Origin of the sequence: Rhodococcus sp. DMU2021 (assembly GCF_019641445.1) — a bacterium.
Taxonomy (GTDB): domain Bacteria; phylum Actinomycetota; class Actinomycetes; order Mycobacteriales; family Mycobacteriaceae; genus Rhodococcus; species Rhodococcus pyridinivorans.
Genome location: NZ_JAIFKB010000016.1, coordinates 1 through 19,378, shown reverse-complemented (window position 1 = coordinate 19,378; position 19,378 = coordinate 1). Strand labels below are relative to the sequence as shown.

Below are 19,378 nucleotides of genomic sequence, written 5' to 3'. Positions count from 1 at the left end.
GATCGACCAGCCTCGGGCGACGCGTCCGTGGACGCCCACCTCACTCCCCGGGTGCCAAGGTGAAGATTTCCTGAAGAAACCTGCCGAGCCGAATCATATACCCCCCGGGGGTATATGATTCGGGTGTGGGATCACCCCACGGCGTTCGGAGAAAGGACTATGACGATGACGGTCACCACCTACCAGGTTCAGGGAATGACCTGCGGGCATTGCGTATCGTCCGTGAAAACCACTGTCGGCGCAGTGCCCGGCGTGACCGGCGTTGAGGTCGACTTGCAGGCCGGGAGTGTGACGACGACCGGAACCGCAACCACCCAGGCCGTATCCCGCGCCATTACCGACGCAGGTTACGAGATCGTCTCCGCAGATGATGCGGTCGGTCGCTCCTTGCCCATGGCGAGCGGAGCGGGTGGCTGCTGCTGCAGCTGACGACCCGCCCATATCGACCGGCGCACGATGACCCACGCCCGCAGGCGAACACAGCGTTGACCGGGTGGGCATACTCGCTCACCCGGCGCCCCGCCGGCGCCGGGTGAGCCGTCGCCGGCGATCGCTGACCGAACATCAGGTGCGCCGCGGGACGAGCCGGAAGTGCGTGGCACAGAGGCTTCCCGGCTACAGCACTGGTGCGGATTACGCATCAGCCACCTCGCGGGGCACCGTTGAGACTCGTCCCTGTCGGATGACCGGCATGAGGTGGGCGTCCTGTCTGCGAGCGGTCACCGACCGCAGAGCCTGAGGTGGGCAGGCCAACCAACATGCCCGGTGCTCATCAGACCCACCGCGCAGGTGGCGTTGTCCACCGACGGCGGTCTCGAATGCGGACAGCTCCCGTCCGGCCCTTGCAATAGCCGCGGATGACGGGCGGCGACGGCGATCCGGGTTCCCCACCGCCGCCTCCGAGTCAGGAGCGCGCCGCTGATCGACACGAGCAGGTCGATGGCGGCCCGCTTGCCGCGCCGTGGCGGAAAAGTCGGTCGAAGCTTCGCGAGAGGCGCGGGACCACCTCCGGATCTTGATCAAATCTTCATGATTCCTCTATGTCTTCTACCGGTCGATCGGGCACTGTGAGGACCGGATGCACCGCAGCCGCGGTCCGGGACCAGGGGAGAAGCAAACCGCTGCCGATGAGATGCCGCGGTCACCGGGACGCGGATCTGTCGGCACGAAAACCGTTGGCCACCATCTGATCAGATCTTTGTCTACGAACCGGATCCTCTGCGGAGCGGCCGACCGACCGTGGGAGCAGACCCGCAGCGATGTGAGAAAAGAAAGTGGTGCAGTATCCGTGACAATCAACCGGCCGGAAACCTCGCCTTCACTCGACGACGAAGACCTCGAGCGGATCCACGCCTGGTGGCGGGCCGCAAACTATCTGTCGGTGGGTCAGATCTATCTGATGGACAACCCGCTGCTGCGCGAACCTCTGCGGCCGGAGCACATCAAACCGCGACTCCTCGGCCACTGGGGCACCACACCCGGCCTGAACTTCATCTACGCCCATCTCAATCGCGTCATCACCGCCCGCGATCTGAACATGATGTACGTGATGGGTCCCGGCCACGGTGGGCCGGGGCCGGTCGCCGCCGCCTGGCTCGAGGGCACCTACAGCGAGGTATATCCCGATATCTCCCGCGATGAAGACGGCATGCGCCGGTTGTTCACCCAGTTCTCGTTTCCCGGGGGAATTCCCAGCCATGTCGCCCCCGAGACGCCCGGGTCCATTCACGAAGGCGGTGAGCTGGGATATTCCCTGGCCCACGCCTACGGTGCCGCGTTCGACAACCCCGACCTGGTGGTCGCGGTGATTATCGGAGACGGAGAAGCCGAGACGGGCCCCCTGGCAGCGAGCTGGCACTCAAACAAATTCGTCGATCCGTCCAGGGACGGTGCGGTGCTGCCCATCCTGCATCTCAACGGCTACAAGATCGCAAGTCCCACCGTGCTGTCGCGCATCGACCCCGACGAACTCGAATCGCTGCTGCGGGGATACGGTCACACACCGTACTTCGTCGAGGGCGACGATCCCGAACAGATGCACCGGCAGTTCGCCGCCGCGCTCGACCGTGCCCTCGACGAGATCGCCGCGATCCGTGCACGGGCGCGCCGCGACGGCGCAGCCGAACGTCCCCGGTGGCCGATGCTGGTGCTGCGGTCCCCGAAGGGATGGACCGGACCGACCGAGGTCGATGGTCACCGCGTCGAAGGATCCTGGCGCTCGCATCAGGTGCCGTTCGGCAATGCGCGCGACGACGCCTCGCACCGAACGGTGCTCGAGCAGTGGTTGCGCAGCTATCGTCCCGAGGAGTTGTTCGATGGGGACGGCGCACCGTATCCGCAGATCGCCGACCTGCACCCGTCGGGAGACCGACGCATGAGCGCCAACCCGCACACCAACGGCGGCGGGGGCCTCCGTCCGCTGAGGATGCCGGATTTCCGCCGATATGCGGTCGAGGTCACCGAACCCGGCGCCACGGTCGCCGAGTCGACCCGGATCCTCGGCCACCTGCTGCGCGATGTCATGGCCGAGAACATGACGAGCTTTCGGGTCTTCGCTCCCGACGAGAACAACTCCAATCGGCTCGACGCGGTGCTCGAGGCCACCGACAGGGCGTGGGCTCTGCCGATCACCGACCTCGACGAGCATCTGGCGCCGGACGGACGGGTGATGGAGGTGTTGTCCGAGCATCTGTGCCAGGGCTGGCTCGAAGGGTATCTGCTGACCGGACGACACGGCGTGTTCTCCTGCTACGAGGCGTTCGTGCACATCATCGACTCGATGTTCAATCAACACGCCAAGTGGCTCAAGACCACCAACGCCATCGCCTGGCGGTATCCGATTCCGTCCTTGAACTACCTGCTGACCTCGCACGTGTGGCGCCAGGACCACAACGGGTTTTCCCATCAGGACCCGGGATTCATCGATCACGTGGTGAACAAGAAGGCCGACGTGGTGCGGGTCTATCTGCCGCCGGATGCGAATACGCTCCTGTCGGTGGCCGATCACTGCCTGCGCAGTCGCCAGTACGTCAACGTCATCGTCGCCGGCAAGCAGCCACAACTGCAGTACCTGTCCGTCGATGCCGCGATCGCCCACTGCACCAAGGGGATCGGGATCTGGGGGTGGGCGGGGACCGACTGCGGTCGCGAACCCGACATCGTCTTCGGCTGCGCCGGTGACGTGCCGACCTTGGAAACGCTCGCCGCCGTGGACATCCTGCGCCGGTTGTTCCCCGAGTTGGCGATCCGGGTGGTCAACGTCGTGGATCTGATGCGTCTGCAACATGCCGACGACCATCCCCACGGGCTCTCCGACGCCGACTTCGACGCATTGTTCACCCGGACCACGCCGGTCGTGTTCGCCTACCACGGCTATCCCTGGCTGATCCACCGGCTGACCTACAAACGCACCAATCACGCCAACCTGCACGTGCGGGGATACATCGAGGAGGGCACCACCACCACCCCGTTCGACATGTGTGTGCTCAACCGGATCGACCGGTTCCATCTGGCGATCACCGCGTTGGATCTGTTGCCCCACCTGCGCGACGCTGCCGCCCATGCCCGTGAACAACTGAAAAACACTTTGATCGCACACCGCCAGTACATCCGGCGCCACGGCGAGGACATGCCCGAGATTCGGAACTGGCGGTGGAACGCCCCTACAGACGACCCGTGCGAGGCGGTGTCGCCGGTTCAGGACATCCCGTGAGCGGCCCCGACTCGGCCCTGTCGAAGGACCACAGCGCTCCTGTGCACGCCGCGCCCACCCTCCCGGCGGAATCGGACGGACGGATCCGCCCGGAAGGTCATGCGCACTACCCTTACGCTGCCGTACTTTTCGACATGGACGGGGTGCTCGTCGATACCGCGGACCTGCATGCACGGGCATGGAAGGAGACGTTCGACGAGACACTACGCGACCCGCGCGTCGGGGCGGCGCAAACTCCGTTCGATGCCGCCGTGGAGTACCGCCGCTATGTCGACGGCAGGCCGCGCTCGGACGGTGTCGCGACGTTTCTTGCCGCGCGGGGAATCAGCCTTCCCCCCGGCGCCCCCGACGACCCGGAGGACGCGTGGACCGTCCACGCGATCGGTAACCGGAAAAACAGCCGCTACCACACGCTGCTGGCCGAACAGGGAGTGCCCGTGTTCCCCGGCACCCTCGCGCTGCTGCAACGCCTGCGCCTCGGCGGGGTCGCCACCGCAGTGGTCACCAGCAGCGGCAATGCCACCACCGTGCTGTCCGCCGCCGCCCTGGACACGATGTTCGACGTGGTCGTCGACGGTACGGTCGCCGCCGAGCGGGATCTGCCGGGCAAACCGGATCCGGCGGTGTTTCTCCATGCTGCACGGCTGCTCGGGGTGCCGCCCAGTCGAGCGGTCGTCGTCGAAGATGCCGGATCCGGTATCGAGGCGGCCCGGCGGGGCGGCTTCGCCCTGGTGGTGGGCATCGATCGCGGTGGCAACCGCCGGCTCCTCGAGGCCGCGGGCGCGGACCTGGTGCTCGGTGACGTGTCGGAGTTGGACCTCGGTGCAGTACGCACCGATCCGTGGCAGTTGATCTACCGCGGCTTCGATCCCGCGCACGAGGGCCACCGGGAGGTATTGACCGCCCTCGGGAACGGATACATCGGTGTGCGGGGTGCCGCCCCCGAACGCCGGGCCGACGGCACCCATTACCCGGGAACGTATCTCGCGGGCGTCTACAACCGGCTCACCAGTTCCGTGCATGGGCGGAGGGTCGAAGACGAGCATTTGGTCAACACCGCCGACTGGCTGTGGCTCGATGTGCGGATCGAAACCGGACCGTGGTGGTCCGAGGGCGGTCTGATCGTCGAGGACGAGCGGCGGGTGCTGGATCTGCGGCGGGCACTGCTGATCCGCGAGGTGCGCCTGCGCGACGGGCAGGGACGGCGTCTGCAGGTGCGGCAACGACGCGTGGTCTCGATGCAGCGCTTCCATCTGGCCGCGCTCGAGACGACGCTGACCCCCCTCGGCTGGAGCGGCACGCTGACAGTGCGATCCGGCATCGATCCCACGGTGACCAACTCGAATGTCGCGGACTATGCAGCCCTGGCCCATCGGCACCTGACCGCGACCACGATTCGGCACGTCCAGCCCGATGTGCTGCTGGTACAGACCTACACCAGCCAGAGTCGCATCCGGATCGCGACGGCGGTACGCACCCGCGTGCGCGCCGGGGACGTGCGGGGCAGAGACACCGATACGACCGCCGGCATCCCCGCTCACCAGTTCCGTCTCGAGGTTCACCACGACCACCCGGTGGTGGTCGACAAGATCGCCGCGATCGCCACCTCCAAGGACGCGGCCATCGCGTCGCCGGGATCGAGTGTTCTCGGGGAACTCGACCGCGTCCCCGGCGGGGTGACCGAGCTGCTTCCGGGGCACGAGGCGGCGTGGCGGCGACTGTGGGATCGGTTCCGCGTCCAACTCGACACCGACCGGGAACTTCAGTTGGTGCTGAACCTGCACCTGTTTCACCTGATGCAAACCGTCAGCCCGCACAGCGAGGGGCTCGACACCGGTGTTCCGGCCCGCGGGTTGAACGGTGAGGGCTACCGCGGCCATGTCTTCTGGGACGAGCTGTTCGTCCTGCCGGTGATCACCACCCACCTGCCCGCGGTGACCCGGTCGCTGCTGGAGTATCGGTGGCGACGTCTCGACACCGCCCGCGACGCCGCCGCCCGCGCCGGACTTGCCGGCGCGTTGTTTCCCTGGCAGAGCGGCAGCGACGGACGGGAGGAAACCCCCACCCAGCTCTACAATCCGCGCTCGGAACGCTGGATGCCCGACAACTCCCGCCGTCAACGACACGTCGGCTTGGCGGTGGCCTACAACGCCTGGCAGTACTACCAGAGCACCGGTGACCGGGTGTGGCTCACCGACCGCGGCGGTGAACTGCTGATCGAGGTGGCCCGCCTGTTCACGTCCCTGGCCGAGCACGACCCGGAGGAGGACCGGTTCCACCTTTCCGGGGTGATGGGCCCCGACGAATACCACGACGGGTATCCCGAGGCCCCCGGTCTCGGTGTCCGCGACAATGCCTACACGAATGTGATGGCCGCCTGGGTGTGTCACCATGCGGCCGCGACGGTGGCGGAGCTGGCCGGCACCGACGGTGACGAACTGCTCGACCGGCTCGGCGTCGACCCCGAGGAGATGACGCGATGGCGACATCTGAGCCGTCGCATCGCGGTGCCGTTCCATGACGGGCTGATCAGCCAGTTCGACGGATACGACCGGCTTTCCGAGTTCGACTGGCCTCGCTATCGGCGCACCTACGGCAACATCGGCCGCCTCGATCTGATCCTGGAATCCGAAGCAGACACCACCAACCGCTACAAGCTCGCCAAACAGGCAGATGTGCTGATGCTGCTGTATCTGCTGGGACCGACCGAGCTGCTGTCGATACTCGCCCGGCTCGGCTACGACGTCACCGCCGAGCAGCTGACCCGCACCGTCGACTACTACCTGGCCCGCACCGCACACGGGTCGACCCTGAGCCGGGTCGTACACGCCTCGGTGCTGGCCCGGATCGATCCTGCCCGCGCCTGGGGCGTCTTCCGGGAAGCGCTGATCGCCGATCTGGACGACACGCAGGGCGGCACCACCCGCGAAGGCATCCACCTGGGCGCGATGGCCGGCACCGTCGACATCGTCACCCGCTCGTTCGCCGGAGTCCGCTTCGAGTCGGACCGTCTGGTGCTCACCCCGCAGATGCCCCCCGAAATCCGGCAACTGCAATTCCGACTGCACTACCGGGGCCACCGCATCGACGTGCGCCTCGACGAGAGCACGCTGTACCTGACCGCCCATCGCTGCACCGCCACCGCGGTCACCGTCGACGTGGACGGAGCACACCGCACCCTCGGTGGGGGACAGACGCTGCAGTTCCCGCTGCAGCGGCACCCGACGACAAGGATCCGCCGATGAACTCCCAGCGCACAAGACACCGCGCCCTCGGACCGAAGACGCGGGCCATGCGGCACGACATCTTCATCAAACCCTCATCCGATACGCACCGAATCTACGTACCCCCCGACGAGGATGAAGGCAAGCAGCAAGCCCGGGGAATCTGCCCCGGCTCACCGGCGAAGGAGCGGTTGTGATGGCACGTCGATGGTCGTTGAACATCACCCCGGCCGAACGCATCGGTCGCATCGTTGTGGGAGCGGCCGCGATTACCGCCGGGATCGTCCTGCTGTTCCAGTCCCCGGGCCTCGGAGTGGCCGCACTGGAAGTACTGCTGATCCTGGCCGGTCTCGACCTTGCGGTGACCGGAGCCTTGGGGCACTGCCCGCTCTACGCCGCACTCGGCTACCAGCCCAAGTCGTTGAGAGGTGCCCGATGACCGACCCCCGCGAGATGCCCGACCGTCGGCACTCGCCCCACGAACACTCCGAACCGGCCCCCGCGCGTGCCGGGCGAATGCGTCGAGCTCTCGGACACCGCGCGATGATGGTGATTTGCTGTATCCCCATGTTGGCGATCGCCATTGCGCTGGTGGCCACCGGCACGGTGGGCGTCGGTGCCCTGGTGTTCGCCGGGGCCTGCGTGCTGATGATGGCGATGATGATGGGCGGCCCCGGCCACGGAGGCCACGGAGGCCACGGATCGGGCCGCTAACTGCGTTCGGCTCTTCGGTTGCTTTCCCTGACCCTCCAATGCGCCTTTCGCAATGCGTATTCCATCGACCGTCCGGAGAACACCATGTCCTCGAACACCGTGACAAACAGAAACGAACGCACCGCCGTACTCGAGGTCGGTGGCCTGCACTGGGCGACCTCGGCGGCGGTGGTGCAGTCCACCTTGCTCCGCCGACCCGGCGTCCTGGCTGTCGAGGCCAACGCGATGAACCAGACCGCGACCGTCACCTACGACCCGGCCGTGACCTCGGTGGCGACCCTGACCGACTGGGTACGGGACTGCGGATACCACTGCGAGGGCAAGTCGGTGCCCTCGCACCTGTGCGACCCGCAGGAGGAACCGCGCGAACACGCCGCCCACCCCTCTGCCGCACCCGCCCCTGCCGCACAGGACGAACACGCCGCGCACGACGACCACGCCGCCCACACGCCCCAGCAGTTGATGGGCCACGGCGGGCACGCCGGGATGTCGATGGACGCGATGGTGCGCGACATGCGCAACCGCTTCCTCGTGGCGGCACTGCTGTCGATCCCGATCCTGCTGTGGTCGCCGATCGGGCGGGAGGTGCTCGGATTCACCGTGGCCGCACCGTTCGGCCTACGCGACGACGTCTTCTCGCTGCTGTTGTCGATTCCGGTGGTCTTCTACTCGTCGTGGATCTTCTTCGATGGCGCCTACCGGGCCCTCAAGGCCCGAACCCTGGACATGATGGTGCTCGTCGCCGTCGCGGTCGGCACCGGCTGGCTCTACAGCGTGGGCGTGACCCTGACCGGCGGCGGCGAGGTGTTCTACGAGGCCGCCACGGTGCTGGCCAGCTTCGTGCTGCTCGGGCACTGGTTCGAGATGCGCGCCCGCGGCGGCGCCAACGACGCCATCCGCACCCTGCTCGAACTCGCCCCACCCCGGGCGGTGGTGCTGCGCGGCGGCGAGCCGGTGGAGATCCCCACCACCGAGGTCGTGGTCGGAGACCTACTGCTGATCCGGCCGGGAGCGAAGATCCCCGTCGACGGGATCGTCGAGAACGGCCACTCCGAGGTCGACGAATCCATGGTCACCGGTGAGTCCCTGCCGGTCACCAAGACCGAAGGCTCCGAAGTGATCGGTGCGTCGATCAACACCACCGGCACCCTGCGGGTCCGGGCGACCAAGGTCGGCTCCGACACCGCCCTGGCCCAAATCGTCGCCCTCGTCCAAGAAGCGCAGAACTCGAAGGCCCCCGGTCAACGCCTGGCCGATCGGGCCGCGTTCTGGCTGGTCTTCGTCGCCCTGGTCGGCGGCGTGGGCACTTTCCTGGTGTGGTGGCTGCTCGACGGGGACATACAGATGGCGCTGCTGTTCGCCATCACCGTCGTGGTGATCACCTGCCCCGACGCGCTCGGGTTGGCGACCCCGACCGCGATCATGGTCGGGACCGGCCTCGGCGCCAAGCGCGGCGTGCTGTTCAAGAACGCCACCGCTCTCGAAACCTCGGCCCGGATCGACACCGTCGTGATGGACAAGACCGGCACCTTGACCAAAGGCGAGCCGGAGGTCACCGACGTCGTCGTCGAAGGTCTGCCCGAGGACGAACTCTGGACGCTGGTGACAGCGGTCGAACGCGAATCCGAACATCCCCTCGCGGGCGCAATCGTGCGCCATGCGACCGAGCGCGGCATTCCCGCCGTCTCGGTGGAGAACTTCCGCAACGTGCCCGGCCACGGCGCGGTCGCCGAGGTGACCGGCCGGCGGGTAGCAGTGGGCAACCGCAAACTCATGGTGGCCGAGAACGTCGACTTCGGCGCGCTGATGGACCGACGCGACGAGCTCGCCGCGACGGGGCGTACTGCCGTGCTCGTCGCGGTCGACGGCCGCGGTGTCGGGGTGATCGCCCTGGCCGACGCCGCCCGGGAAACCTCGGCCGAGGCGGTGGCGTCGCTGCACGAGCTCGGTATCGAGGTGGTCATGCTCTCCGGCGACAACGAAGCGACCGCCCGGCGCATCGCCGGACAGCTGGGCATCGACACCGTCATCGCCGAGGTGCTGCCCGCCGACAAGGCCGACAAGATCGCCGAACTGCAACGCGGCGGCAAGAAGGTCGCCATGGTCGGCGACGGGGTCAACGACGCCCCCGCCCTCGCGCAGGCGGATCTGGGCATCGCCATCGGCGCCGGCACCGACGTCGCCATCGAAACCGCCGACCTGGTGCTGATGCGTTCGGACCCACTCGATGTGCCGATCGCGTTGCGCATCGGCCGGGGCACCCTGCGCAAGATGCGGCAGAACCTCGGCTGGGCGGTCGGCTACAACGTCATCGCCCTGCCGATCGCCGCCGGCGTGTTCGAACCCGCCTTCGGGCTGGTGCTGCGCCCGGAGATCGCGGCGCTGTCGATGTCCGGCTCAAGCCTGATCGTCGCGGTCAACGCCTTGATGCTCAAACGACTCGAGCTTCCCCGCCAGGCCGGCGCGGCCGCATCGGAGGCACCGGTGGCAGCCGCGCCGCCCCGAGTCGGGGACACGACCGGATAGCGGCGCTCGCGGCGATCCATCCAACTTTCAGCCAAACCTTCAACAACGGATCCGAAGGAGGATATCGATGACCGCGCCGATACGAGTGGCCGTGACGGGATACGGAGTCATCGGCAAGCGAGTCGCCGATGCGGTCCGGGCCATGCCCGATATGCATCTGGTCGGAGTGGCCGATGTTGCCACCGACTGGCGGATCCGCACCGCCGCGGAACTCGGCATTCCGATATTTGCGGCCGGCGAGTCCGCCCGGCACGCGATGACCAGCGCCGGCATTCCGGTGCTCGGCACCCTCGAAGACCTGCTCGGCCAGGTGGACGTCGTTGTGGACGCCACACCGAAGAAGGTGGCCGCCGCCGCTCTTCCCCTCTACCGTCGGGCCGGGGTGAAGGTGATCCTGCAGGGCGGTGAATCGCATGCCACGACCGGTCATTCCTTCGTCGCGCAGGCGAATTACGCCAGCGCCGTGGGCCGGGAGAGCACGCGGGTGGTCTCGTGCAACACCACCAGCATCGTGCGGGTCCTCGGGGCGTTGGAGGCGGCGGATCTGCTGGCCAGCGCGCGGGGCACACTGATCCGGCGCGCCACCGATCCCGGCGAGTCCCACCTGGGTGGGGTGATGAACACGATCGTTCCCGAGTCGTCCATTCCCTCCCATCAAGGACCGGACGCGCGAACCGTCCTGCCGAATCTCGATGTGGTGACCATGGCCGCCAAGGCCGCGCACACCCAAACCCACAACCATTACTGGAGCCTGCGACTGCGCCGACGCAGCAGCCGCGACGAGGTCCTCGCTGCCCTGCACGCTGCCCCGCGGATCGCCTTCGTCACCATGGCGGAGGGACTGGTGGCGTTGAACACCACCGTCGAACTGATGCGGGATCTCGGGAGGCCGCGGGGCGATATGTGGGAGGTTGCGGTGTGGGAGGACGTGGTGACCGTCGACGGAGACGAGGCCTACCTCACCTATCAGGTATTCAACGAAGCGATCGTCATACCGGAATCGATCGACGCGATCCGGGCGGTGACCGGCACCGTCGACGACGGCGCCGCCTCCATCGCCCTCACCGATGAGGTTCTCGGGATGCGTCGACGGTTCCTACCGTCGCTGTCCTCACCGACACCGCCCCCTGCGTAGCAGGCCTGCTCGTTGTACTGACTCGTTGTACTGACTCGTTGTACTGACTCGTTGCGCTGACTCGTTGTACTACTACCGAGGCAGGTGGGCGAAACGAGTGCCCGGCATCGGAAGAGGGGCCGACACGCTGGTCGGCGGAGTCACCTCGGCGCTTGGGCGATACGCATCCGACAATTACACGGTAAATTTCCCGCATGGTTGAATTCGAGAGGACCGAGGAATAGGGACCACGCTGAGAACGTGTGGTAGCCGGCGAGTATCTACGTGGGGAGCCATGCAGCGATTGGGCGGTCTCGAGGCCGAGGTGATGAACGAGCTGTGGTCCACCGACGAGCCGCAGTCGGTACACGACCTCGTCGAACGCCTGAGTGGCCGCAAACAACTCGCCTACACGACCATCCTGACCGTGGTGACCCATCTGTACGAGAAGGGCTGGGTGCAGCGGGAAAAGCGTAGTCGTGCCTATTTCTATTCACCGTCGTGCAGTCGCGAGGAAGCCACGTCCCAGGCCTTGCGGGCATTGCTCGACAGCAGCGCCGACCCCAGTGCGGTGCTGCTGCACTTCGCCAAGACGGTGACCGACCCGGAATTCGATGCGCTGCGTCGCGGACGCACCGGTGGGCCCACGGACCGATGACTCTGGCGGTAATTCTCCTTGTCGGCGCAGCTCTGATCGCAGTGGCAGCGCCGACGTTGCTGCGACGCCTGACCGACACAGCCCTGACACCGAGGACGGTGCTGGCGGCATGGCTCGGCAGTATCGGCGGGACCGTGTTCTTCGGTGCCTCCGCGGTGGCCGTCTCGCTCTGGCCCGAGCATGCGCCCGCCGAATCGGCCGTCGAGACCCTGGTGCGCTGTTGGTCGGTGCTCTCGCACACCGCAGCCCCAGGGATCACCGCGGCGGTCGCCGGCGCTGTCACCGTTGCTCTGGCCCTCGCGGCGATCCGCACCACCGTCGTGGGTCGGCGCCACACCCGGGAGTCGCGCCGGGTGCGGACCTATCACCGTGAGGTGGTGGCCATCGTGGCGCGGTCCCGAGGCGATGTCATGTGGCTCGATCACCCACTGCCGATGGCCTACAGCGTCGGCGGTCGTCCCGGCTTCGTGGTGGCCACCGAAGGTTTGTCGGCGTGCCTGAGCGCCGGCGAACGCGAAGCCGTTCTTGCGCACGAGCGTGCCCATCTGCGAGGCCAACACCACCGCATCGTCAACGTGTGCAATGTTCTGGCCGAGGTGTTCCCCCGCGTGCCACTGTTCGCCGCAGCGCCGACCGCGGTGACCACCCTCGTCGAACTCACCGCGGATCAACATGCCGCCCGGGTCACCAGCCCCGCCACGGTGCGGTCGGCGTTGACGGCGGTGTCGGCGTCGACTCTGCCGCGGCCCGCAGGGACACTGGGGTTGAGCAACGACACGTCGCTGCGGTTGTGGAAGCTGCGCATCGAAGGTCGGGCGCGCTGGCCCTGGCTGTCCTGCGCGGCAATGGGCACGGTGTCCATGGTGGGCCCGATCTTCACGGTCCTGGCGGGCGCCGGCGCGGTGTCCGCGCTCGTGTGTACCTGAACCGCCCCCCAGTTCGCGGAAATACTGGTCCCGGCCGTCCCCGGGATGCGGCCACTTCTGAGCCTGCGCCGACGACGTGCGCGGCTGCCCGAGATAGGCGCCGACACCGCTCCCACGACCCCGAACGCATCGGGGTCGGCGTGTTCGCGGGCCGGACGCCCGGCCCGGCACCGACCGTGCCCGAGAAGGCAGGGGAAGGGGTGCCGGTCGACCGCAGGCTGACCTCGGGGTTCGGCCGGCTCGATGCCTGGGCCAACCGATCGGCCCGTTTTGCGCTGCTACAGTCAGGAAGTTGTGAGCGCCGTTGCGATACGCCCCCCGCGTACGCGGACGGTCATCGCCGTCGCTGCTGTTCTGTATCTGCTGGGGCACACCATCGCCCAATGCGGCCTGTTCCTCGCCCACGATCACGACACGGACGTGCACGTGGTGACCACCTCGACCGCGGTCGCCGCGGAGGAGCACGCCCCCGGGCACGCGCACATCGAGCAGGGCGAGCACCGCCCTCACGAGGGGCACACCGTCGTCGCCATGCCCCGGTCGGACAATCCGCTGCGCCCGTTGGGTACCGCCGCCGTGCTCGCTCTGGTCGCCCTCGTGGTGATGATGGCACTGATGCCGGCCACCTTGGCCGCCCGTGCCCCACCGGATCCGATACCCCGCGCCCGATCCGGGCGCACCATTCTCAACACTCTCTGTATCAATCGGTGCTGATCGACAGCCCGCAGGCCACCTCGGGGATCGTCCCTGGTGGCCCGCTCCGCGCTGCCCGTCACCGATGTACTGCGCCCGTCGCAGTCCGATACAGGGATCACACCTCACATGACCAGTGCTGTTCACTCCACATTCGCGGCATCGTCCTCCGCGCACCTGCTGACCACCGCCCTCCGCTGCCCCCAGCCCGCCACCATGGTCGGCAACACCCCCGTCCTGTGGATCGGGGAGCCGTTCGCCGGCACCGGACGCGGTTTCTGGGCCAAGCTCGAAGGCAGTAATCCGGGCGGAATGAAGGACCGGCCCGCCCTGCACATGGTCGAACGCGCCAAGGCCCGCGGCGACCTCGCCCCCGGGGCGATGATCATCGAATCCACCAGCGGCACCCTCGGCCTGGGCTTGGCCCTGGCCGGGATCACCCACCACCATCCGGTCACCCTGGTCACCGACCCCGGCCTCGAGCCGATCGTGCACCGGATGCTCGCCGCGTACGGCGCCACCGTCGAACTGGTCACCGAGCCGCACCCGACCGGCGGCTGGCAACAGGCGCGTCGGGACAAGGTCGCCGCGCTGCTCGGCGCGCACCCCGGCTCCTGGTGCCCCGATCAATACACCAACCCGGACAACGTCGACGCCTACGAATCCCTCGCCCTGGAACTGGCCGCCCAACTCGGCCGCGTGGACGTGCTGGTCTGCTCGGTGGGCACCGGCGGACACTCGGCCGGGGTGGCCCGGGTGCTGCGCCGGTTCTGCCCGGAGTTGAAACTGGTCGGGGTCGACACCGTCGGTTCGACGATCTTCGGCCAACCCGCCCACACCCGGCTCATGCGCGGACTCGGGTCGAGCATCTACCCCGACAACATCGACTACCCGGCCTTCGACGAGGTGCACTGGGTGGCCCCGCACGAGGCGGTCTGGTCCTGCCGCACCCTGGCGGCCACCCACCACGCCAGCGGCGGATGGAGGGGCGTTCCCCCCGAGATGTGGACACCAATACCTATGCGGCGGAAGCCATCATAGTCGATCTCTGCTCGAACTCGATAGGACAGATCTGACCGAGAGCGGAATGCCTCCTTCGCGTGTTGTAACGCGTGATCCAACGGAAGACGGCGGTGCGGGCCTCACCTGCGCTGTTCCACCTTTTCCGGCCCTGGAGTGTCTCCCGCTTCAACGTCGCATTCCATGATTCGGCGGCAGCGTTGTCCGCCGACGTTCCGACCGCACCTCGCGACCGGGTCACGCCCAGCTCGCGGCAGACATCCGCGAAGTTCTGCGAGACGTATTGGGCACCGTTGTCGGAGTGGAAGATCGCGCCGTCGAGACCGGCGGCACCGCGGGCGGCGGCCGCTGCCCGCAGGGCGTCGGTGACCAGCTCGGTGCGCATATGCGGTGCGATCGACCACCCCGCCAACCGTTTGGAGTTCAGGTCCAATACTGTTGCCAGATAGAGGAAGTCACCGTCCCCGACGGGGAGGTAAGTGATGTCGCCGACGTACTTGGTGTTCGGTGCGCTCGCGGTGAAGTCCCGCCGGATCAGGTCCGGCACCGGGCTCGCGGAAGGTTCGGGGACTGTGGTGCGCACGGTCTTGCGCAGGTGCACCCCGACGATCCCGTTCGCACGCATCACCCGTTCGACCCGCTTGTGGTTCACCTCGATCCCGGCGTCGCGCAACTCAGCCGTGATGCGCGGGGCACCGTAGGTGCCGTCGAACTCGTCGTGAATCCCACGGATCCGCGTCGCGAGCTCCTCGTCGGCACGGGCACGTTCGGCCCGGGCAGGCGCGGCGGCGAGCCACCGGTAGAAACCGGATCGGGACACCTCGAGGATCTGGCACAGCCACTTCACCGGCGCGGTGTTGCGGTGGTCGTCGACGAACTGGAAGCGGCTCACCAGTTGGTCTCGCCCGCGAAATATTTCGCGGCCCTCCGCAGAATTTCCCGCTCGGTCTCCAGCTTGCGGATCTGCGCTTTGAGCTGCCTGTTTTCCTCTTCCAACACGGACTCGGACGATACCCCGCCCGCCGGTGCCGGCTTCCGGGGCCGGTCCGCTGCGGACGCAGTGCCGGTGCGTTTACGTTCCGCACGCACCCAGTTGCGCAGGGTTTCGCGGCTGACGCCCAGGTCCTTGCCGATGCCCTCGAAGGTGTGGCTCGGGTCGGACAAGTACAGCGCGACGGCATCGGCCTTGAACTCCGCCGAATACGCCTTCATCACCATCGTGACATCACTCCTTCTGGGCCCTTCATGGCCCAGTGTTCAGGATGTCCACACTCCGGGGGGAATGCCCCTGCGCGTATTCACGTAGCACCACCGCGGCGCGGAATTGTTCGGGCAGCTGCGCCAGAGCGGTTCGGACCGCGTCGGTGTCGGCGACCCGCTCGGCCGGTCCCGGCGTCGACAGCGAGTGTGCGAGATCGATCTCGTCGGATGGGATGTCGCGGCGTTTGCGCACGATTGCGAGGGCGGCGTTGCTGGCGATCCGGTACAGCCAGGAAGAGAACTGGGCGGTGCCGCGGAACTTGTCGAGGTTCTGCCAGGCGGCGATGAGCGCGTCCTGCAGGGCGTCTTCGGCGTCGTGCCGGTTGCCGGTGATCTGCACGCACACCGCCCACATCCGGGTCCGCGCCGGGGTCACCAGTGCGGCGAATGCGGTCCGGTCCCCGGCCCGGCACCGCTCGATCAGTTCGGTTTCGGTCATCATGCCCCCTCTGTCCGGGCAGTAACCTACCTGCTGTTCTCCTCGACAGGATCCGCTGTCTGCTCGCAGTCCGGTGCCGATTGCGGTCGCTCGGGCAGTTGCAGGTAGTCGTCGAGGACCCGGTCGACCGTGGTGGTGGGAATACGCAGGCTCGGGTCGGATGCGGCGATGCGGCGGCGCACGTCGGCGAGCATGGCCAGCTCGCGTTCGAGCCGGTCGCGGTCGTCGGTCTCGGACGTCGTGGATGTCGCCGGCAGTGCCGCAGCCACCCGAGGTGGCTGCGGCTGTTCTCCCCGACCGTTGGCCGTGGTCATCGCCGGGGCCGGTGCAGCGTCAGTTCTCACCCAGGCCCATCTCGTCGGCGCGGACGAACTTGGTGTACTGGGTGGCCACTCGTTGCGCGATGGTGCGCAGGGTGTCGTTGTCGGGATCGGTGTTGGCGATCGCACGGAAGCCGCTCACCTCGGCCATGTAGCGGCCGTAGGTCATCAGGCACACCCCGATCCGTCCTTGGGCGGTATCACCCGACCAACAGGTGGTGCCGGGAAGGTCCTGCGCCAGTGCGGTGTCGGGCACCAGATCGGGGTAGGTGTCCCCGTTCATCTCGATGAACGCCGCTTTGAGGTCGTCGGCGTCGGCGGCGCCGGCGGTGCGGTAGACGTTGCTGTTGGCCTTGGCGATCCGGTCGGTGCCGGTCCGCTCGAACAGTTCCTCGGTCTTGGCCGGGTGCGAATCGAAGTGCAACCAGCCGTCGGGGCCGTAGATCGCGGTGTCGGAGTTGCGGGCGTATTCGTTGTCGAGGAAGCCGACCGTGCGGGCCAGGACCTTGTCCAGATCCACCGGTAGCGCGCCGATCTCGTCGGTCGGGGTGGCCGGGAACCGATCGAGCAACTCGATCTGCTGCTGTACCGACCGTACCGCGGTGTCGGTGACCCAGGCGCTCTCGCCGCTGCGGTCGCTGGTGTAGGTGTAGATGACGAACATCCCGCGTGGTGTCAGGGTGTTCAGGCTGGTGGTGCCCGTCTCGGGCCAGGTGTAGGTCGAGGCCAGCGTGCCGGGCAGCTGCGGCACACTGACCGGTGTTTCGGGACCAGAAGTCAGATCCTCGCCGGAGGGGGAGACGATCGCCTGGTGCAGCGCCTGCGCGGCGCCGGCCGCGTCGTCGTCGGTGGGGAAACGCCAGACCCCGATCCCGAGAGTGCGGGATTCGTCGGCGGTGGAGCGGGAGCTGTCGAAGGCATGGATCATCGAGAACGGTTCGACGACTTGCCGTTCGGTGCCGGTGAAGATCGGGCCGAAACCTCCGACGAACACACCGTTGTTCGGTCCGCCGACGGTCAGGGCGGGATCGATGGTGTGCGGGTGAACCACGAATTCGGCGAGGCGTTGCCCTTCGACCGCGGGCCCGAAGTCCTCGGCCCGTTGGCCCTGCTCGACGAAATCCTTCGGTTCGGTGTTGTACGCGCCGGTGTCCAGTACCGCCAGATCGATACTGTCCCCCGCAGCGGCCGTGGTGGTGGTGTCTGCGGCCGCGGCACCGCCGTCGTCGGTACTGCAGCCGGCCACGGTCAGCGAGGTCGCCGCGGCCACGGCCACCACGACGCGTCGGGTACGAGAAATACGCATGGGAAACAAACTCCTCATCGAGAACAATCCGAGAAAAGAAGGTGCGAGAAAAGAAGGCCGCGAGCGGTCAGCTGTCCCAACCGACTTCGGCCAGGAACGCGGCACCGATCTCGACGCTGTCCATCGAGAACGTCGCAATCAGACCGGTGGAGCGGTCGATGACGGTGTACCGGACGTCGCGGCCGGACGAGTCGTCGGCGTCGACGAGGCGGGTGCCGTCTTCGGAGATGACGGTGGTGTGCCCGTCGGTGGCGTCGCGGAGCCGGATGAAGGTCGAGCGGGCGTACTGGTCGTCGCGCCAGGCGGTGATCGAGGTGTAGTCGTGGCGCTCCATCCCGATCGTCTTGCCGACGGCGGAATCGGGATTGAGCAGGCACCGCACCTGCAGCGCCCCCTCGGACGAAAAGCTGGACTTCTCGCAGGCGGTCGAGGAGATGAACAGCGTGGTCGGCAGCAGCACGGTCACCTCGTCGGTCGTTTCGCTGCGATAGCTCGAATCGGCGCTCGCAGCCGGTAACCGGCCCGCGGCCGCACCCTGCCCTGCCGGGTGCGGGTCGGCAGCGGCGGGCGCCGCGGCCGCCGCCGGTGCGCCGGTGTCATGGTTGACCGCGACGAACACTCCCGTCGCCGCGGCGATGGCGGCCAGCCCCGCGCCGGCGATCACCAGCAGGCTCCGCGTCCGTCCCGCACCGCCACGGTTGGTGCTGGGGGAGGGCTCCGCCGGGCGCGGTGCCGGTTGGGGCGTCGGCCGGGTCGCAGTACCTCGGTGTCGACCTCGGCCGGGGGGACGGTGGCGCGGCCGCCGGCGACGAATCCGGCCGCGCCTTTGGCCACCACGGTTTTCGGATCGTCCAAGGTGGCGATCGATCCGAGTTCGGACAGTCGTCGGTGCACGTACGGGATGCGGGACGAGCCGCCGGTCAGATACAAGGCCTGCAGGCTCGTGCGGTCCACCCCGGCCTCGCGCAGCACCTGCGCCGCCAGCTGCACACCCCGGGTGATCTGCGGTTCGATCATCTGCTCGAACTCGTCCCGGGTGAGCGTCAACGTCAGGTCCGCGCCGTTGCCGGTGACCCGGATCGTCGCCGAGGGATGCTCCGAGAGCAGCTCTTTGGCCCGGCGGATCTGATCGTCGAGAGTGCGGCGAGCATCGAGACCGTCCGCAGTGCGCAGCCAGGCCGCCAGCTCCGGATCGTCGCCGCGGACCCGATCGTCGACCCACCGGGCGACGGTGGCGTCGAGGTTCTTGCCGCCGAGGGTGTTGTCCCCCCCGGCGCGGATGACCTCGAAGGTCCATTCGCTGGTCGCGGTCAGGACAGCGATATCGAGGGTGCCGCCACCGAAGTCGGGCGTGACCCCTGGATAGTGGACACGGGGTGTGTACGTCAGGCGGCCTGATCGAGGGTAGCCCCATGGTCGACCTCGAAGTCAAGTGGTGATCGGTTCCGCAGTGATGAGTGCCGTCG

The 19,378-nt window shown here is 67.6% G+C and carries 16 protein-coding genes and 1 pseudogene; 11 read left to right on the top strand and 6 right to left on the bottom strand.

Translation table 11 applies throughout. The annotated features are described in order from the left end of the window. Nucleotides 1–165: 165 nt before the first annotated feature. The 11 genes and pseudogenes from K3M35_RS19585 to K3M35_RS19535 all read left to right on the top strand — a co-directional run. Nucleotides 166–429 (top strand): heavy-metal-associated domain-containing protein, encoded by a 264-nt coding sequence (locus tag K3M35_RS19585; protein ID WP_037217551.1) that lies wholly within the window; start codon nt 166–168, stop codon nt 427–429. Nucleotides 430–1,294: 865 nt separating this feature from the next. Further along, complete coding sequence (locus K3M35_RS19580; protein ID WP_220666901.1) at nt 1,295–3,712, top strand: phosphoketolase; 2,418 nt, start codon at nt 1,295–1,297, stop codon at nt 3,710–3,712. Then, complete coding sequence (locus K3M35_RS19575; protein ID WP_308257092.1) at nt 3,709–6,957, top strand: beta-phosphoglucomutase family hydrolase; 3,249 nt, start codon at nt 3,709–3,711, stop codon at nt 6,955–6,957. The genes K3M35_RS19580 and K3M35_RS19575 overlap by 4 nt, the downstream gene beginning before the upstream one ends. 175 nt (nt 6,958–7,132) lie before the next feature. Next, nucleotides 7,133–7,375, top strand: a complete 243-nt coding sequence (locus K3M35_RS19570) for a DUF2892 domain-containing protein (protein WP_039586167.1) — start codon at nt 7,133–7,135, stop codon at nt 7,373–7,375. Beyond that, the gene (locus tag K3M35_RS19565; RefSeq protein WP_084222351.1) at nt 7,372–7,650 is read left to right on the top strand and encodes a hypothetical protein; all 279 of its coding nucleotides are present in this window, start codon (nt 7,372–7,374) and stop codon (nt 7,648–7,650) included. The genes K3M35_RS19570 and K3M35_RS19565 overlap by 4 nt, the downstream gene beginning before the upstream one ends. A 99-nt stretch (nt 7,651–7,749) precedes the next feature. After that, entirely contained in the window at nt 7,750–10,176 is a 2,427-nt protein-coding gene (locus K3M35_RS19560; RefSeq protein WP_254704839.1) for a cation-translocating P-type ATPase, read from the top strand. A gap of 67 nt (nt 10,177–10,243) precedes the next feature. After that, on the top strand, nt 10,244–11,311 hold the full coding sequence (locus K3M35_RS19555; protein WP_138846001.1) for a type II glyceraldehyde-3-phosphate dehydrogenase: 1,068 nt from the start codon (nt 10,244–10,246) through the stop codon (nt 11,309–11,311). 274 nt (nt 11,312–11,585) lie between these two features. Next, on the top strand, nt 11,586–11,948 hold the full coding sequence (locus K3M35_RS19550) for a BlaI/MecI/CopY family transcriptional regulator (RefSeq protein WP_006554857.1): 363 nt from the start codon (nt 11,586–11,588) through the stop codon (nt 11,946–11,948). Continuing rightward, a complete protein-coding gene (locus tag K3M35_RS19545; RefSeq protein ID WP_039958834.1) occupies nt 11,945–12,874 on the top strand; it encodes a M56 family metallopeptidase in 930 nt (309 codons plus the stop codon). Before K3M35_RS19550 ends, K3M35_RS19545 begins: the two co-directional genes overlap by 4 nt. Before the next feature lie 294 nt (nt 12,875–13,168). Continuing rightward, complete coding sequence (locus tag K3M35_RS19540; RefSeq protein WP_006554855.1) at nt 13,169–13,588, top strand: hypothetical protein; 420 nt, start codon at nt 13,169–13,171, stop codon at nt 13,586–13,588. Between the two features lie 108 nt (nt 13,589–13,696). Then, nucleotides 13,697–14,551 (top strand): annotated as a pseudogene (locus K3M35_RS19535) (PLP-dependent cysteine synthase family protein); the annotation flags it as partial. Nucleotides 14,552–14,585: 34 nt separating this feature from the next. Here K3M35_RS19535 and K3M35_RS19530 read toward each other — a convergent pair. The 6 genes from K3M35_RS19530 to K3M35_RS26300 form a co-directional block, all read right to left on the bottom strand. Continuing rightward, nucleotides 14,586–15,805 (bottom strand): IS3 family transposase gene (locus K3M35_RS19530; RefSeq protein ID WP_138846000.1). Its coding sequence is split into 2 segments (ribosomal slippage): nt 14,586–15,496 and nt 15,496–15,805, totalling 1,221 coding nucleotides; the frame shifts between segments, so codons are not numbered across the junction. Nucleotides 15,806–15,830: 25 nt separating this feature from the next. Beyond that, complete coding sequence (locus K3M35_RS19525) at nt 15,831–16,289, bottom strand: RNA polymerase sigma factor (protein WP_254707619.1); 459 nt, start codon at nt 16,287–16,289, stop codon at nt 15,831–15,833. 23 nt (nt 16,290–16,312) lie between these two features. Further along, entirely contained in the window at nt 16,313–16,555 is a 243-nt protein-coding gene (locus K3M35_RS19520) for a hypothetical protein (RefSeq protein ID WP_064257569.1), read from the bottom strand. Between the two features lie 64 nt (nt 16,556–16,619). Beyond that, complete coding sequence (locus tag K3M35_RS19515) at nt 16,620–17,912, bottom strand: hypothetical protein (RefSeq protein WP_254704837.1); 1,293 nt, start codon at nt 17,910–17,912, stop codon at nt 16,620–16,622. Between the two features lie 67 nt (nt 17,913–17,979). After that, entirely contained in the window at nt 17,980–18,576 is a 597-nt protein-coding gene (locus tag K3M35_RS26305) for a hypothetical protein (RefSeq protein ID WP_254704836.1), read from the bottom strand. Next, nucleotides 18,573–19,226 (bottom strand): Hsp70 family protein, encoded by a 654-nt coding sequence (locus K3M35_RS26300; protein WP_259444276.1) that lies wholly within the window; start codon nt 19,224–19,226, stop codon nt 18,573–18,575. The genes K3M35_RS26305 and K3M35_RS26300 overlap by 4 nt, the downstream gene beginning before the upstream one ends. Nucleotides 19,227–19,378: the final 152 nt, after the last annotated feature.

Coding starts and splice junctions, on each gene's coding strand:
- K3M35_RS19585 (WP_037217551.1), top strand. CDS start 166: ATGACGGTCACCACCTACCAGGTTCAGGGAATGACCTGCGGGCATTGC.
- K3M35_RS19570 (WP_039586167.1), top strand. CDS start 7,133: ATGGCACGTCGATGGTCGTTGAACATCACCCCGGCCGAACGCATCGGT.
- K3M35_RS19565 (WP_084222351.1), top strand. CDS start 7,372: ATGACCGACCCCCGCGAGATGCCCGACCGTCGGCACTCGCCCCACGAA.
- K3M35_RS19555 (WP_138846001.1), top strand. CDS start 10,244: ATGACCGCGCCGATACGAGTGGCCGTGACGGGATACGGAGTCATCGGC.
- K3M35_RS19550 (WP_006554857.1), top strand. CDS start 11,586: ATGCAGCGATTGGGCGGTCTCGAGGCCGAGGTGATGAACGAGCTGTGG.
- K3M35_RS19545 (WP_039958834.1), top strand. CDS start 11,945: ATGACTCTGGCGGTAATTCTCCTTGTCGGCGCAGCTCTGATCGCAGTG.
- K3M35_RS19525 (WP_254707619.1), bottom strand. CDS start 16,289: ATGATGACCGAAACCGAACTGATCGAGCGGTGCCGGGCCGGGGACCGG.
- K3M35_RS19515 (WP_254704837.1), bottom strand. CDS start 17,912: ATGCGTATTTCTCGTACCCGACGCGTCGTGGTGGCCGTGGCCGCGGCG.